The 16,796-nt window shown below is 61.6% G+C and carries 13 protein-coding genes; all 13 read right to left on the bottom strand.

Annotated features, from left to right (window positions below):
* The 13 genes from ARC39_RS16655 to ARC39_RS16595 all read right to left on the bottom strand — a co-directional run bounded on the left by ARC39_RS16655 (position 1) and on the right by ARC39_RS16595 (position 16,746).
* Entirely contained in the window at positions 1-972 is a 972-nt protein-coding gene (locus ARC39_RS16655; RefSeq protein ID WP_068115962.1) for a sugar-binding transcriptional regulator, read from the bottom strand.
* A 5-nt stretch (positions 973-977) separates the two neighbouring features.
* Positions 978-1,994 (bottom strand): ABC transporter permease, encoded by a 1,017-nt coding sequence (locus ARC39_RS16650; RefSeq protein ID WP_078059327.1) that lies wholly within the window; start codon positions 1,992-1,994, stop codon positions 978-980.
* Positions 1,991-3,520, bottom strand: a complete 1,530-nt coding sequence (locus ARC39_RS16645; protein WP_068115961.1) for a sugar ABC transporter ATP-binding protein — start codon at positions 3,518-3,520, stop codon at positions 1,991-1,993. Before ARC39_RS16645 ends, ARC39_RS16650 begins: the two co-directional genes overlap by 4 nt.
* 99 nt (positions 3,521-3,619) lie before the next feature.
* Positions 3,620-4,654: a substrate-binding domain-containing protein gene (locus ARC39_RS16640; RefSeq protein WP_068115960.1), complete on the bottom strand. Its 1,035-nt coding sequence runs from the start codon at positions 4,652-4,654 to the stop codon at positions 3,620-3,622.
* 286 nt (positions 4,655-4,940) lie between these two features.
* Positions 4,941-6,314: an aspartate aminotransferase family protein gene (locus tag ARC39_RS16635; protein WP_068115959.1), complete on the bottom strand. Its 1,374-nt coding sequence runs from the start codon at positions 6,312-6,314 to the stop codon at positions 4,941-4,943.
* The gene (locus ARC39_RS16630; protein WP_068115958.1) at positions 6,301-7,803 is read right to left on the bottom strand and encodes an NAD-dependent succinate-semialdehyde dehydrogenase; all 1,503 of its coding nucleotides are present in this window, start codon (positions 7,801-7,803) and stop codon (positions 6,301-6,303) included. Before ARC39_RS16630 ends, ARC39_RS16635 begins: the two co-directional genes overlap by 14 nt.
* A 104-nt stretch (positions 7,804-7,907) precedes the next feature.
* A complete protein-coding gene (locus ARC39_RS16625) occupies positions 7,908-8,393 on the bottom strand; it encodes an Lrp/AsnC family transcriptional regulator (RefSeq protein WP_068115957.1) in 486 nt (161 codons plus the stop codon).
* A gap of 52 nt (positions 8,394-8,445) precedes the next feature.
* A complete protein-coding gene (locus tag ARC39_RS16620) occupies positions 8,446-9,948 on the bottom strand; it encodes an aldehyde dehydrogenase family protein (protein ID WP_068115956.1) in 1,503 nt (500 codons plus the stop codon).
* A 23-nt stretch (positions 9,949-9,971) separates the two neighbouring features.
* The gene (locus ARC39_RS16615; protein WP_068115955.1) at positions 9,972-10,991 is read right to left on the bottom strand and encodes a histone deacetylase family protein; all 1,020 of its coding nucleotides are present in this window, start codon (positions 10,989-10,991) and stop codon (positions 9,972-9,974) included.
* 20 nt (positions 10,992-11,011) lie between these two features.
* Positions 11,012-13,009, bottom strand: coding sequence for an ABC transporter permease (locus ARC39_RS16610; protein ID WP_078059326.1), 1,998 nt, complete (start codon positions 13,007-13,009; stop codon positions 11,012-11,014).
* 5 nt (positions 13,010-13,014) lie between these two features.
* Positions 13,015-13,884 (bottom strand): ATP-binding cassette domain-containing protein, encoded by an 870-nt coding sequence (locus tag ARC39_RS16605; RefSeq protein WP_236545285.1) that lies wholly within the window; start codon positions 13,882-13,884, stop codon positions 13,015-13,017.
* A 343-nt stretch (positions 13,885-14,227) separates the two neighbouring features.
* Entirely contained in the window at positions 14,228-15,433 is a 1,206-nt protein-coding gene (locus tag ARC39_RS16600) for a M20 family metallo-hydrolase (protein WP_161470983.1), read from the bottom strand.
* A gap of 47 nt (positions 15,434-15,480) precedes the next feature.
* On the bottom strand, positions 15,481-16,746 hold the full coding sequence (locus tag ARC39_RS16595) for a M24 family metallopeptidase (RefSeq protein WP_068115951.1): 1,266 nt from the start codon (positions 16,744-16,746) through the stop codon (positions 15,481-15,483).
* Positions 16,747-16,796: the final 50 nt, after the last annotated feature.

The following is a 16,796-nucleotide window of genomic DNA, read 5'->3' as shown; positions in this document are numbered from 1 at the left end:
CTACTCCTCCCCGCGCAATCGCTTGAGAACCTCGCGAGCAGTGATTTCGTCGGTTACAAGCGTGTTGATATAGCCGCCGCGTACAACGGCGCAGATGGCTTCGGATTTCTCCCGCCCGGCGGCGACACCGATGCTGGTGGGCACGTTCGCCAGATCCTGCGGAGACATTGCCACGACCAGCCTGTTTCGCGGAAAGTCGGTCACCTCACCATCTCGATTCAAAACCTGCGCGAGCAATTCGGCCACGGCGCCGGAAGCGAACAGCGTCTCTTCCTCCTCCGGCACGTCGCGATGCAGGTCGAAATAGCTCGTCGCCTTCTGCCGCAACCCGCCAATTCCGACCACGGCGATATCGGCCGAGCGCGCCTGTTCGAGCACCCGCGAAACCGTCCGCATCTCGCAGATCATCGCATGTTGCGCTTCCGTCTCGGCGAACATGGGCGACAACATCTGGATCGACCGCCCGTCGAAAGCACGCGCCATGGTCGCGGCGACGTGGTTCACGTCGGTGTAGTGGCGCCCCTGTACCAACCCCGTGGCGGGCACAACGGTCAGCTCGGGTACATGGTGGGCATTGCGAAGCCCCGCCGCGCAGGCCGTCACCCCCTTGCCACCGGAAATGCAGACGGACTGGCCCGGGCGCACCTTGGAGATCAGCAGGTCGGCGGCGGCGAGGCCGACACGCGCCAGCACAGCCTCGGCGTTGTCCGAGGTCGTTGCCTCGATAACCACTTCGCGCAGACCGGATATTTCGGCCAGTTCCCGCTCGAGCGCCAAGTGGTCCTGGAAGGGCGAGCGGACGATGATTTCGACCATACCCATCTCGTGGCCGAGCTTTATCAACCGGTTCACGGTCGAGTGGCTCTGTCCCGTTCGCTCGGCGATCTGTGCCTGCGTGAGACCGTCCACGTAATGCAGCGACAATGCCGTGTAGATCCTGCGGATCTGTGAAATGTCCTGTTTCATGTCCATGCGCCTCAGCCCTCCCGCGCGGCACGCTGGCTCATCAGGTGGTCGACAGAGACCGCGGCGAGCAGGATGAAACCCTTGATCATGTCCTGCATGTAGACGGAAACGTCGAGCAGGATGAGCGAGGAGGTGACCAGCGACAGTAGCGCAACCCCGAGTACAGCGCCGAATATCGAGCCCTGGCCGCCCTTCAGTGAAGCGCCGCCGATCACAGCTGCTGCGATGACGTTGAGCTCCATGCCGACGCCGAACTGCGGCGTCGCACTGCCGAAACGTGCCATGAAGATTACACCCGCAAGGCCAGCAAGGGTGGAGCACAGCACGGTGACCCAGAAGATCACGCGCTTGGTGCGGATGCCGGAGTATTCTGCCGCGCGCTCGTTGGAGCCGGTGTAGAAGACGGCGCGGAAGATTGTCGCCCGCCGCAGCAGGAAGTCGAAGACCACAGCGAGCACGATGAAAATCACCACGACAAGCGGGACCCCCCAAAGGCTCCCCTGACCCACGAATTTGAATTCTGGCGGCAGTGTGAAGAGCGACAGCGGCGTGCCTTGAGTCACCAGGAGGCAGGCGCCCCGCACGATCACCATCGCCGCGAGCGAGGCGATAAAGTGGCTGAGTCCGACGCGGACCACGAAAATTCCCATCGCAGCACCGATCGCAGCGGCAGAGGCAACGCCGGCGAGCGAGGCCAGCCATGGGTTGAGCCCGACGAGGAACAGCTTTCCTGCTACGACCATCGCGAAGCAGATCACCGAGCCAACCGAGAGGTCCAACCCGCCGACGATCAGCAGCATGGTCATTCCGATGACCACGATTCCTTCCACCGAAAAGCTCAGGAAAATCGTGCGAAAGTTGCTCCAGGTCAGGAAATACGGCGAGGCGAAGCTCATCACCAGGCAGACAAGCAGGATGATCAGCAGTAGCCCGATTTCCCGCATACCCAGCAACCGCTTCAGAAGACCGTTGCCGCTGCCGACCGGCTCCAGGTGGTCGGCCCCCTGCACAAGGCTCGTCTCGGTCATTGTGCCATTCCTTCCAATTGTCCTGCCGCCGCAGAGGCTCCAAGCCCCGAGGCCAATGTGATTATCGTTTCCTCCGTCATTGCCTCGGGTCCGACCTCGCCGGTCAGGCGCCCCTCGTGCATCACGAGGATACGGTCGGCGAGTCCGATCAACTCAGGGAGTTCCGAGGAAATCACGATTACGCCCACGCCGTCTTGCGCGAGCCCGCGCAGGATGCTGTGGATCTCGGACTTTGCTCCGACATCCACACCGCGCGTCGGTTCGTCGAGGAAAACGACCTTTGGATCGACCGAGAGCATTCGAGCCAGGGCGACCTTCTGCTGGTTTCCGCCGGATAGCATCGACGGTGGCTGGCCCAGGCTGGCCGCCTTGAGCCGAAGGCGCTTGCCCAGCCGATCTGCCTGTGCCTCTTCGGCGGCCCGGTCGATGAGACCCAGCGGCGTGGAGACCTGCGTGGGGCGAAGCGCGGATATGTTGGCTCGGATCGGCAGGTCGAGGAACAGTCCCTCGACTTTTCGGTCTTCGGAAACATAGACCATGCCGCATTCAAGCGCGGTCGCGTAGTTGGAAATGGAAATACGACGCCCCTCCAACGTCACGGTGCCGCTGCGACGCGGGCCGAGCCCGCAGATTGTCTTCACCAGTTCGCTGCGACCCGAGCCGATCAGCCCGCCGATCCCGAGGATTTCTCCCTCGCGCAGCGAGAAGGACACGTCGTCGAGAAGCATGCCGTCGCTCAAGCCTTGAACCTCGAGGATCGGGCGGCCTGCTGGTCCGTCTAACTTTGGCGGGTAGAGGTTGGAGATCTTGCGGCCGACCATGCGGCTGACCACGTCTTCCGGTGTCGTTTGTGCGACGTCGAGGCAATCGACGTATCGTCCGTCTCGGAATACGGTCACGCGGTCGCAGTGACCGAATATCTCCGCCATCCGATGCGTTATGTGGATGATACCAAGCCCCTTTTGGCGCAGCTTGTGAACGATGTTGAAGAGCTTGACTGTCTCGGCTTCCGTCAGCGCGGAAGTTGGTTCGTCGAGGATCAGGATGCGCGCGTCGAGAGTCAGTGCCTTGGCAATCTCGACGAGTTGCTGATTGGAAATCGAGAGCGTTCCCACTTTCGCGCGCGGGTCCACATCGGTCAGTTCAGCGAGCACCTCCCGGGATTTCCGCTCCAGTTCGGAGAAATCCATCAAGCGAGCGCGGCTCGCCGCCGTGGCCGCCATGAAGATATTCTCGGACACGCTCACATCCGGACACAGTGCAATTTCCTGGTGCACGAAACCGATACCGAGCGCCTGCGCCTCAAGCGGTGAGCGGATACGGTGGCGTTTGCCGTCGATTCGGATTTCTCCCGCGTCGGGCTGCACGATCCCGTCGACAACACGCATCGTCGTGGATTTGCCGGCGCCGTTCTCACCGGCGAGTGCATGTATTTCGCCCGCACGGAGATCGAAGGACACATCTTCCAGCGCGCGGACCGGGCCGAAGCGCTTGGCGATGCTCTCAAGTTCGAGAAGCGATGGCATTGGTGCCTCCGGATGGTTCTCGGAAGGATGGGGGCAGGCCGGCCGTGAACCGGCCCGCCAGGGTGTGGCCGGAGCGCAGGCGCTCCGGCCGGGGGAGGATCAGCCCTGAATACCCTTTGTGCCGCGACGCTTGAGGTATTTGTCCCAATAGAAGTTTTCGGCGTTTTCCTGGGTTACCACCGAATAGCCATTATCGAGGATCGGGATGCCCATCGGGTTGAAACCGGCGCTCGCATGATCGTTCATTGGATCTATCAATTCGGGGTGCGCCGCCAGCCACAGCAACAGGAACCCGTAGTAGCCTTGAGTGCCCTGGTTGGGGTTGATCGCGCCAAAGACTTCGCCGGCTTTGATCATGTCGAGAATCTTGGCGTTTACGTCGACGGTCATGACCTTGATCTCGCCGCCGAGTTCCTGTGCGGCCTGCGCCGCTCCGATGGCCGAGGAGGCTTCGGGCATGAATACCGCACCGAGACCGGGGTTGGCTTGCGCCATGGACAGCACGGCCTGGTAGGCCTTGTTGGGATCCTGGTTGGTCACTGCGCGACTTACCAGTTCCATATCGGGGTACTTCTCTTCCATTCGTGCGACAAACGAAGACACCCGCAGATCATGATTGTCCTGACCGGGGTTTTCCAAAACCGCGTAGGTGCCCTTGCCGCCTAGAGCTTCCGCAATCTTGTCGGCCGCAACCGTTCCTTCGCGCGTGTTGTCGGATGTGACGTAGGAAGTCCTGTTCGAATTCGGGCTGTCGGCCGCGAAGGTTACAATCGCCGTGCCCTGCGAGATTGCACGATTGATGGGCTCCACGAAGGGGTCGGGGTTCATCGGGTGCAACAATACGCCTGCCGGTTGCTTGGCAAGCGCCTGCTCGAAACTCGCGATCTGCTTGTTCACGTCGTACTCGGGCGTGCCGGTGTAGTCGGTCTCGCAACCGAACTGATGGGCCGCCTGTTTGAACATCTCGTAGACTGGGAACCAGTACTCGACACCCGACACCATGACGTTCATCACGTAGGTTTCGCCGGGTTCGCATTTGAACGGGGTCTCGGGCCACGGGGCATCGGCCTGCTGCGCAGTAGCCGCGGACACACCAAGAGACACGGCTGCCGCCGCCATAAGAGCTGTCTTCATTTTGATTTCCTCCCTGCCGGGCGCGGCGGTTTCTCCTCCTACCGCGTCCTCCGGATCGATTGCGTGCAGGTAGGATGTGTCGCGTCGAACAGCATGTCAATAAATCTAAGGGGATGAAATATATCCCACAACGGCCTGTCGATTTTCCGATGTGGCCCGGAAATCAGATCACAAACCCAGTGCTTTCGTCGTTCTCCAACCGAAATTGCGCGCACCGGTGCTGGGATCGGCTGGCGCGCGAACCGGGTGACGCAGGCCACGAGTGGGCGTCGCCTGCGCGATATGCTCAATCGAGTATGGAACACACTGCCTGACGGGTTCCATCCACGATTCGATCTGCCTCCTGCCGGGAAAGACAGAGCGGCGGCGCGAACCCCAGAATGTCGCCCTGCGGCATTGCCCGCCCGACAATCCCGTGGTCTGCTGTCAGCGTTGCTGCGATGGTTGGCCCGACCTTGTCTGCCGGATCGAATGGAACCCTGGCGTCCCTGTCCTTGACGAACTCAAGCGCGCAAAGAAGGCCTTCGCCACGGATCTCGCCAACGCACGGATGGTCCTCAAGGGCATCCCGCATCGCGGCAAGCAGGTAGCTGCCGGTGTCGCGCGCGTTCGAAACCAGATCGAGACTGTCGAGCAGCTTCAGGTTCGCTATCCCCGCCGCCGCGCCGATCGGATGGGCCGAATAGGTCCAGCCATGGCCCATAGGCCCCATTTGGTCTGTACCCTGTTCGAGTACACGCCACATGCGATCGCCAATGATCGAACCCGATAGCGGCGCATAGGCCGAGGTAAGGCCTTTTGCGACCGTGATGATGTCGGGTTCAATTCTATAGTGGTCCGACCCGAACATCGTGCCGAGCCTTCCGAAACCGGTGACGACCTCGTCGGCAACGAGCAGAATGTCGTGCCGACGCAGCACCTCCTGGATTGCTTGCCAATACCCGGCGGGTGGCGGCACGATACCGCCCGTGCCGAGCACCGGCTCACCAATGAATGCTGCAATCGTGTCGGCCCCTTCGTGTTCGATCAATGCCTCCAACTCGGCGGCCAGATGCGCCGTGAAGGCTTCTTCGCTCATCGCCGCATCGGACCGGCGGAAGTAGTAGGGCGCCTCTGTATGAACGACCTGCGGCAGCGGCAGGTCGAACGCGTTGTGGAACAGCTCCAGACCTGTCAGCGAGCCGGTCATCAACCCCGAGCCATGATAGCCGCGCCAGCGTGAGATGATCTTTTTCTTTTCCGGCCGACCGAGAATGTTGTTGTAGTACCAAATGAGCTTGACGTTGGTTTCGTTGGCATCGGAGCCGCTGAGCCCGAAATAGACCTTCGACATCCGCTTGGGGGCCCGCTCAAGAACCATCCTCGCCAGTGTGATTGCGGCTTCGGAGCCGTGACCGACATAGGCATGGTAATACGCCAGTTCGCGCGCCTGCTCTGAAATTGCGTCAGCGATCTCGGACCGGCCGTAGCCGACATTCACGCAATAAAGCCCGGCGAAGGCATCGAGCAGCCGGTTGCCGTCGCGATCTTCGATGAAGACGCCTGACCCGCTCTTGACCACGCGGGAGGGGCTTTCACCGCGGGCATGCTGGGCTAGGTGGGTGGATGGGTGCATGAAATACGCCCGGTCCCAGTGATCGAGCTGGTCATTGGTCAACATGCGTGATCCTTTCTTCTGCCCAGTTGCGGCAGACGTATTTCAGTTCCATGAAGTCCTGCATTCCCTGACGCGCGCCTTCGCGTCCGAGCCCGGATTGCTTAGTTCCTCCGAACGGAATCGGCGCGCCGGTGACTTTGGTCCGATTGACGGCGACCATGCCGTACTGCAACGCGCGCGTCACCCGATAGATGCGCGCCGGATCGCGGCTGTGCAGGTAGGCAACCAGGCCGTACTCACTGTCATTGGCCCGCGCGACTGCCTCCCCTTCCGTATCGAAGGGCAGGATCGGCGCGACAGGTCCGAACGTCTCCTCGGTCAGGATGGCTGCATTGGCGGGCACGTCCGTGAGAACTGTCGGTTCGAAGAAGCGTGGACCAAGGGCGTGGGGCTGGCCGCCGCACGCAAGGGTGGCGCCCTTGGCCAGGGCATCGGCCACATGCGCTCTCTGCTTTGCTACCGCCGCATCGTTAACAAGTGGGCCAATGTCAGGATCAGACATGCCTGGGCCGACACTCAGTGCACGGGTTGCTTCCGTGAACTTGTGGCAGAATGCAGCGTAGATCGACCGCTCCACGAAGATCCGATTGAGGCCGAGACAATCTTGACCGGAGGTGGCGAATTTCGCCTTGATGGATTCGGCCACCGCGGAACCGAGGTCGGCATCTGCAAACACGATTGCAGGTGCATGTCCGCCCAATTCCATTACCAACTTCTTCACGGTCTCTGCCGAATGGCGATACAGCATCCGACCGATTTCAGTCGAGCCGGTGAACGACAAGGCTCGAACGCGCGGGTCATCGGTCCAGGGTGGAACGATCGTGGCGGCGCGTCCCGTAACCACGTTGAACACGCCGGGTGGAATGCCCGCGCGTTCCGTCAGTTCCGCCAACGCCAGCGCGCTGAAGGGTGTCTCGGATGAAGGGTGCGCAACGACAGTGCAACCGGCCGCCATAGCTGCGGCGGCCTTGCGTGTGAGCATGGCGGATGGGAAGTTCCAGGGCGTGATCAGGGCCGCCACACCCGCCGGTTCCAACCACAGCTCGACTTCTGCCTCCGGGAGATGGCTGGTAATCCCCTCGACATTGGGACGTTTAGCTTCTTCGGCGTAATACTCAACAAAAGAAGCGGCGTAGTCGATTTCGCCCCGCGCCTCGGATAACGGCTTGCCCTGTTCCAACACGATGATCCGGGCGAGATCCTCACGGTGATCCCGCATCCGGTCGAACCATTGGCGCAACAACACTGCACGTTCTTGCGGCAGACGCCCTGCCCATGCCGAAAACGCAGCCTGCGCCGCATCGACGGCGGCGGCGGATTCCGACGCGCTGAGGCTCGCCACGTCGCCCAATGGGTCGCCGGTCGCAGGGTCGGTCACCGTGAACGTATCGCCGGATTTCGAAGCCTGCCATCGGCCGTCGATATAGGAAAACGATCGCACAAGTGTCTTGTCCGAAATCTCGCGGCGCAGCGAAAGTGAGGTGAGTGACATCCGTATCCTCCGGCGTTGCACGGCAATGATGCCGGCGGCGGGCGCGTGGATGTGACTGAATGGAGGGCGCCAGGCGGAGGAATCCGCTGTTGGTGGCAGCAAGATCAGGAAATCTTGATATCCAAGAGCGCGCCAATCGGAGGCGGCCCCTGACCCTTGATCGGTTTCGTCACCACGTAGGTATAGTACCGCTCGAGCCCGATCCGCGCGTCCAGCAGCGCATCGATGAATCGCTGATAGGCGTCTATGTCCTTTGCAACGATCTGCAGGAGATAGTCGAAACCGCCGCCGAGCGCCCAGCAAGCCACCACCTCGTCATGCCGTTGCATTGCCGCCTCGAAGGTACGGAAACTCGCGGTTGTGTGGCTGGATATCTCCACGGCTACGAAGACGGTGATATGCGGCGCGAGTTTCCGCAGGTCGATCTTCGCACCGTAGCCTTCTATCAGGCCCGCGCGTTCCAGCTTCTTGAGACGATCCCAACAAGGCGTGGGAGAGAGTCCGACGCGTTCGGCCAGCGCCGTTTTCGTGATCCGTCCCTCTGTCGCGAGGGTACGAAGAATCTGTAGATCTCGGTCATCCAGGCGCATGGACGGGGGCATCCTCTCGAGTGGTCGGACCTTAACGTCCTCGATGCTGCCGTCAAACCAGGGTCATCGTCACCGACTTGGTGTGTAGAACATGTTCAAGCTGCTCCCGGCCAAGATCCTTACCAATGCCAGAAGCTTTCTGGCCTCCGAAGGGCATCGCGTTGTCCGCAACATCGTGGCAATTGATCCACAGACTCCCGGCTCGGATTCTGCGGGCAAGGCGGTGCGCACGCGCGCCATCTGCCGTCCAAACCGACGCGGCAAGTGCATAGGGGCTGTCGTTGGCGAGTTGAATACCTTCTTCCTCGTCGGAAAACGGGAGAACAACGAGGACAGGGCCGAAAACCTCCTCCTGAACGAGTGGGTGGGCGTTTTCGTTTAGGGCTACCAGAGTGGGCTGAACGAAATAGCCGGGTCCGTCTCCGGCCGAGCCACCGTGCAACACGTTCCCGTCGGTGTGAGCCATATCCAGATACCGAAGAACGGATTGGCGGTGCTCCGCAGTGACAAGGGGGCCGACGTCGCAGTCTGGATCAAGCCCTCCGCACGTCTTCAGACCCGATAGCATCTCGCGGATCGAGGCAACTCCTGCATCGTACACATCGCGATGAAGGTAGAGTCGCGATCCAGCGGAGCAGTTCTGTCCGGAGTTGAAGAAAATACTCCCGCGCGCGGCCGCGGCCAGTGCGGTGAGGTTAGCGTCGGGGAAAACCAGCATCGGAGACTTGCCACCGAGTTCCAGGGTGACGGGCGCGAAATGCTCCACGGCCGCAACACCGACCTGTCGTCCGGCGGCGGTGGAACCGGTGAAGGAGACCTTGTCGACGCCGGGATGCGCTGCCAGAGCGGCGCCAGCAACGGCACCCTTTCCGGTGACGATATTCAGTACCCCCGCCGGCAGACCCGCCTCCAGCACGAGCCCCGCGAAATACTGCAGGCTGAGCGGCGTCACCTCGGCGGGCTTCAGCACAATGGTACAGCCCGCCGCCAAGGGCGCTGCGCATTTCCATATCGCGATGTTGAAGGGGAAATTCCACGGGATGATCGCAGCGACCACGCCAACTGGTTCCTTCACCGTGTAGGCGAGGTATTCGCCGGCCGAGATGTCTCGCGTGGCTCCTTCGATCTTGGTTGCCCAGCCAGCCATGTAGCGCAGCAAATCTGCAGAGCCGAGGATATCCACTTCTCGACAGGGGCCGATGGCTTTGCCGGTATCCAGTGTCTCGATCTCGGCAAGCGTATCGGCATGGGATTCGACGAGATCAGCGAGGCGCCATAGAATTCTCTGACGCTCGTTTGGTGCCATACGTGGCCATGGTCCCGTGTCGAAGGCACGGCGAGCGGCGGCAACGGCAGCGTCGACATCGTCCGACGTGCCGAGCAACACCTCCGAGAGCCGCGCCCCCGTCGAAGGCTCAAATACCGGTTGCGTGTCGGATGCTGCGCCCTCGGTCAGTGCCCCGTCGATGAACATGCGTGGCGGTGCAGCGACGGCTTGGCGGGTCGCGTCGGTAATCCCGTGGCGGGCGACGTAGCGCTCGATAGATGGGTTCATGTGCAAATTTCCTTCTCGGCGACCTATCCGGTGAAGCCGGTCAACACTCTGGCAACATTCGCGCCGAGTTCGTCGTTCGCGTAACCGCCCTCCATGACAAAGACGGTCGGCATGGAAAACTGCGCGATCCGTCTGCCGATCTCGAAGAGATTCGGAGCCGAAATACGAAAGAAGGACTGTGGATCGCTCTCGTAGATATCCACCCCGAGCGAGACTACGAGCGCCTCGGCGCCAAACCGTGAGATATGACCGGCCGCCGCTTCGAAAGCCTCCAGCCATGCAGCGAACGCCGTTGCTTCAGGAAGCGGGAAGTTGTGGTTGAATCCATGGCCCGCTCCCCGCCCGACCTCCTCCGAATACCCCAGATAGAAAGGGTAGGCTCTGTCCGGGTCGCCATGGATCGAGCAAAACAGAACGTCCGCACGGTCGTAGAAGATGTCTTGGGTGCCGTTCCCATGGTGAAAGTCGATGTCGAGGATCGCCACCTGAGCGGCACCGGAATCGCGCATCGCCTGGGCCGCCAGGGCGGCATTGTTGAGATAGCAATATCCGCCGAACTGCGCGTGCATGCAGTGATGCCCCGGAGGACGGCAAAGGGCGAACGCGGATTTCGCCCCCTGCGCGACGGCCTCGGCCGCTGCGAGGGCGGTATTGGCACTCGCGCGAGCGGCTTTGAATGTCGTCGATGTAATGGCGGATTCGCCGGAGAAGGCGAAGTACCCCAGTCGACCCTCGATATGGCTGGGGCAATGCGCCTCCCGGCGATCCGGTGGCATGGCCGCGGTCATTGCATCACCGGCAAAGCCCTCGGCGGCCCACGCCTCCCAGCATTCTTCGAGAAAGGCGACGAAGTCGGGCGCGTGAACGCGTGTCAGTGCCTCTCGACCGAAGTCGCGCGGCTCGGAGGCGGTTCCGAGATGGCTCACCGCATCCAGAATCCGATCCGCGCGTTGCGGCGATTCAAAAGGGTCAATCAACTGGCCGCCATAGAGCTCCGCGACCGGTGCGTGCAGGCGTTGTGCGGGATCGAAGAACACTCTCATGTGCGGCTTCCGGAGCTTGGTCAACGCGGCACGGAGAGGCCGAGGTGATAGGCGATCACTCGGTTCAGCGCCTTGACGTAGCGGTCGCAGACAATCGCCATGCCGGCGATGGCGAGGCCAGCGAGTAGCCCGTCCCCCGGAGCGACTCGGGCGACTGCGACAAGCGTCACTTCCTCGAGTCCGCGGCTACCCACGAGCGCGGTGATCACCAGCATTCCGAACGCCATCATGATCACCTGGTTGAGCCCCAGAAGAATTGTCGGCAAGGCGAGCGGGATCTTCACATGGGTAACGAGCTGGCGGTTATCGCAACCGGACATCCGTGCGCCCTCGATCAATGCCTGCGGGACGCCGCGAACGCCGGCGCAGGTGTAGCGGATGGCAGGTGCGATCGCGTAGAGCACGATTGCCAGGAAGGCGGGAACGTCGCCGATGCTGAAAAGCATCACGACCGGGATCAGGTAGACGAACGTCGGCAAGGTCTGCAGCACATCCACCACGGCGATCAAGACCCGCGCCGCCCGGTTACTGAGGCCTGCCCAGACGCCCAGCATTGTGCCGATGAACATCGCCGAGCCGACCGAAAGCGCGACGAGGTAAAGCGAGATCATTGCCTTTTTCCAATAGCCCAGCACCGCGATAGCCAGGAACACAGTCGCGCCCAGCAAGGCCAATCGCCAGCCGCCGAGTATCCAGCCGAGTGTTGCCACGACGAGCACGAAACCTGCCCAGGGCACTGAAAGGAAAAACGTCTTGGTGGGTTTGAGAAAGACGATGAGCGCCGTGTCGCGTAGCCATGAGATCTGAGCATCGAAATGTGTGCCGATCCATTGCACGACGCCATTGCCATAGCGGCCGAGAGACACGGTTAGTGCCTCCGGCCAAGTGTGCACGGCTGGTGCCAACGGCGAAATCGCAATACTGGCGACGACCAGTGCAGTGCAACTCAAGCCGAACGCACGCCGGCGGTGCCAGGGCAGGTCCGCCCGTCCGTGTTCGCGCCGCTGCATGGCCACAGCGTAGGAGAGCCGGTCTATAGTGATGGCAATCAGCGTGATGGCCAGCCCCGCGGCGACAGCATCGCCGATCCGCATGGACTTTAGCGCGCTGAGTACGTCGCCGCCGAGCCCGCCGGCCCCGATCAGTGAGGCGACGATCACAACTGCGAGCGACAGCATGATCACCTGGTTGACCCCCAACAGCAGTTTTTGCCGCGCCGCCGGTATGCGAACCAGCCAGGTGAGTTGAAACGGGCTGCAGCCAGCAATCGTCCCGAATTCTGAGACGCTGCGGGGCAGGGAGCGCAACGCTTCCGTGGTCACACGGGCCATTGGTGGTAGTGCGAAAACGATGGTTGCCATCAGCGCGGCGACCGGCCCGAAACCGAAGAAGAGGATCATCGGCACGAGATAGGAAAAAAGCGGCAGCGTCTGCAGAATGTCGTAAACCGGTTGAAGCGCCGCGTTGAAACGCCGACTGCGATAGCCAAGGATGCCGAGCCCAATGCCGCCGATGCTGCCGACGATCACGGCAATCAGCACAGAGGCGAGGGTCAGCATCGCCGATTCCCATAATCCAAAGACTGCGAAGGCGAAAAAGCATCCGCCGGTCCACAGGGCCAGCGGAACCGAGCCGAACCACCAGGCTGTCAGGCAGAAGACGCTGGTGATTCCAAGCCAGGGTAGAGGTGGGACGTAGATTGTCGGCGCGTCAATGCGGTAGTGGCTGAAGCCTTCGGCCATCACGCCCGCGAGCAGTTCGAACGGCTGCGAGATCAGCCAGCCGATGGCGCGCGTCACGGTGGAGAATTGCACGGGCCCGATCCGGAAATCGCGCGCCAGAAACGTCATCGTCTCGCCGAGCGGTGTTGCAAGGTCCACCTCCCAGGCGCGGGGGAAAACGACCAACGGATTCTCACGGCTCAGAAACGAAAGGGAAACGGCGAGAAGGGCGACGGCGAGCAATACGGCGCTGCGCAGGCTTGGGCGAGGCGATGGGAGTGTGTCGGCAAGGCTCATCGTCGCTACACCAGATACTGCGCAAGGTCGCTGCGGTGGAGCGCACCAACAACAGTGCCTTCGGCGTCCACGACCGGGTGGTGGCCTTTTCCCGTGATGACCCGTTCTGCGACGTCGCACAGGCACGCTTCTGCAGGTAGCGCCACGTCATTGTTGGGAGCGGTTCGCGCGTCCATGATCGAGCGGACGCGCAATACCTTGTTCTTCGGGATGTTCCGGGTGAAGTTCTCGATATACTCGTCGGCCGGAGATAGGATCAGATCCTCCGGGCGGCCGATCTGTACGATCCGGCCGTCTTTCATGACGGCCATTCGATCCGCAAGCCGAACCGCTTCGTCGAAATCGTGCGTAATGAAGACGATCGTCTTCGTCAGCATGCTCTGCAGGCGAAGGAACTCCGTTTGCATATCCCGCCGTATCAGTGGGTCCAGCGCGGAAAAAGGTTCGTCGAGGAACCAGACGTCGGGCTGTGTGGTCAGGCTTCGTGCGATGCCCACACGTTGCTGCTGACCACCGGAGAGTTCGTCGGGATAGTAGCTCTCTCGGCCCTTCAGTCCGACGAGTTCAATCATCCTCAGCGCCGTGTCCTCACGCGCCTGCCGGCCGATTCCTTGCACGCGGAGCGGAAACGCGACATTGCCCAGAACCGTCAGGTGCGGCAGCAGTGCGAAATCCTGAAACACCATGGAAATTTTGCGTCGCCGTAGATGCACCAGATCCGCGTCAGAAAGCTGCGCCAGATCCAGCCCGTCGATCAGCATATGGCCCGCAGTCAGGGCGTGCAGGCCTGTCATGCAGCGGACCAGCGTGGACTTTCCCGAGCCGGAAAGTCCCATGATAACGAAAATCTCGCCTTTTCGTACTTTGAGGCTCACGCCACGCACGCCCGCAATAAGTTTATGTCGGGCAAAAGCATTGTCATCGGGATTGGGGCCAAGTTCAGATAGCAAGGACTGGGCGTTGTTGCCGAAGACCTTCCAAATATCCATGCATTCAAGTATGGATGGTTTCTCCTGGGCCTCCATCGCTCGTGCTCCTGAAGTAAATCTGCCGCTCGCTCCAATCGGTATTGGGAGTGTCGAAGGAGTGTATAGTTTTAAAAATATAGAAATCTGTGCATCATACTTTGGGTATGGACAAATTAAGTCTGCTCAAGAAGTAGGCCATTTTACTGCGAGATCCCGGGAAACGGGCAAATGAGCGCAACCGGCCAGCGCGCTACCTGCAACCGAGCACATCGAAGACCGCATGGCACAGCAGCGACGCGCCTAGGAGGATGTCGTCGACGTCGGTCCGTTCGGACGGATTGTGACTCACACCATCGATACTGGGCACGAAGATCATACCGGTCGGGCAAACACCGGCCATTACCTGCGCATCGTGGCCGGCACCCGACGGCATTCGTACGGTCTCGACGCCGCGTGCAGACGCCACGGATTCTAGGGTTGCGATCATCTCCGGGGCCATGGGCGCAGCCGCGTCTCTGGCGAGCGTCCTGTCTGCCACCTCAACCCGACAACGTTGTGCCGCCCGTCCGGCAAGCGCGAGCACGCGGGAATGCAGCGCGTCGATCAAAGCTTCATCACCCGCACGGATTTCGTAGGTGAGTTTCGCTGTTGCGGGCACAACATTGGCGGCACCGGGCGCGAGTTGGATATTGCCGAACGTCAGCCGGGTTTCGGCCGGAAACTCCGTCTCGACGGCGGCGAAGGCGGCCGACACCGTCTCGGCCGCAGCCCGAAACGCGTCTTTTCTCATAGGCAAAGGCGTGGTGCCGGCGTGGTTGGCCTCCCCGAAAAACGTCAGGTCGCCGGTCAGAAGCCCCACGATCTCGGTCACGATTCCGATTCGCTTTCCGAGCGTCTGCAACACCGGCCCTTGCTCGATATGGAGTTCCAAATAGGCCGCGAAGTCGCTTGGCGGGCGGGCGGCCAGGGAAAGATCGGCCGCATTCAGGCCGAACCGAGACAGCACATCCGCCAGTGGTCCGTCAGGCCCGCATGCGGACCGGACCTCATCGGGCGACACATCGCCCACCATCGCTCGCACGCCAATTTCGCTCAGGTAGGCGCCTTCCTCGTCAGCAAAAGCCACGACTTCGTAGGCTCTCGTCAGGCCGGGCACCAGGTCGGTGAGTTGTCGAGCCACTTCCAGCCCCGCGACTACGCCGAGCGCCCCGTCGAGCGCGCCGCCGCCTGGGACAGTATCGATATGCGAGCCGCAAACCACAGCCGGCCCGGAGCTTCGCCCAAGCCGGCCGATCAGATTGCCGGCCGCATCCATGCGAACCGTGAGCCCCGCCTCCTCCATGCGGGAGCGCAGCCAGTCAAGGGCCGCGCGATAGCTTGGCGAGTAGGCGGGACGATCGATACCGTGGTCTGTCGCGCGCCGACCGAACCGCGAAAGTGCCTCCAGATCTGCCAACAGCCGAGGGCCGCAGACAAGGGGTTTGGGTCGGGTCGCCGGTGCCACTACTTGATGATGATCTCACGACCGAGCTTCGAGAGCCGCTCGCAACCATTCTCCGTCACGACGATGGATTCCGAAAACCCAATGCCGAACTCCCGGTACTTAAGGCATAGCGGCGGCATGTGGAATGTCATGCCGGGTTGCAGGGGGCGGTGTTCCTCCTGACGAAGCGAGATGATCTCGCCTTCCCCCCAATCCGGCGGGTAGCTGACCCCGATGGAATATCCCAGCCGGTTTCGGTGAAGGTCGCCGAGGCCAGCCTTCTCGGTGACGGCCCGCGCAGCCGTGTCGGCCTCATGAGGTGTGGCGCCGGGCTTGATCGTGTCCAGCGCCGCTTCGACCGCTTCGATGCAAGCCTCTGCCGCACGCAGCCACTCGTCCTTGGGTTGTCCAACGAAAATCGTACGCATGAGCGCGGCGGTGTAGCGCCGCTGAGACGCAGAAATCTCGAAGTACATCACGTCGTTTGCAGCCAATATGTTGGCGCCGCCTGTTTGGTGGGGCAAACAGGACCGCTCGCCAGCAAGCACGAAGGGTGGCAAACCCATGTATTCTCCGCCGTTCTCGAACAGTGTCTTGTTGACCACGGCGTTGATTTCGTCGCCGCTGGCGCCGGGGTGCGTTGCCTCCCAGCCTGCCTGCATTGCCAGGTCGACAAGACGGGCGGAGCGCCGCATCACGGCAACCTCTTCGGCCGACTTGATCATTCGGGCGTTCCACATGATCTGGGTGGCGTCGACAAAGGTGTTTTCCGGGCACGCCACCAATAGTGTCTCGTGCTCGTCCACCGTGTAGAAGAATGTCTGCTTCTCCACCCCGATCCGGCAGTTTGAATTGAGACCAAGCTGGCGCAGAACGTTTGCCGTGACACTCGGTGGATGATCCCAGTCAAAGACCTTGGCGAGTTTCGTGCTCCAGGCAAATTCCGGCGTGTTGATCCACTCAAAGTCCCGCACGAGGAAGACGGGCTCTCCCTGTTTCGGCACGATGACGCAGTGGTACTTGTAGTATCCGGGCGTTTCGTAACCAGTGAAATAGGTGATGTTCTCCGGTCCTCGGATCAGCAGCGCGTCCAGGTCCAGTTCCGCCATCGCCGCCTGCACAATGTCGTAGCGCCTGACGTATTCCTCCGGCGAGAATGCGAGCCGGTCGTGCACGATCATCGGCAGGTCGAAGCCGGACCTTGATGTCCGAGTGGTTGGCTGGAATGTCACATGAAGAGTGTGGTCGGCGACGCCGAAAATCTCACGGTCGTGGTCCAATGGCATGGGGTACGTCTCCAGGGAAACAGGAAGGAACCGGCCGCAGGTGGGGGCGG

The sequence above is a fragment of the Tropicimonas marinistellae genome (assembly GCF_001509585.1).
Lineage (GTDB): Bacteria > Pseudomonadota > Alphaproteobacteria > Rhodobacterales > Rhodobacteraceae > Tropicimonas > Tropicimonas marinistellae.
This window is presented reverse-complemented; position numbering and strand designations above follow the sequence as displayed.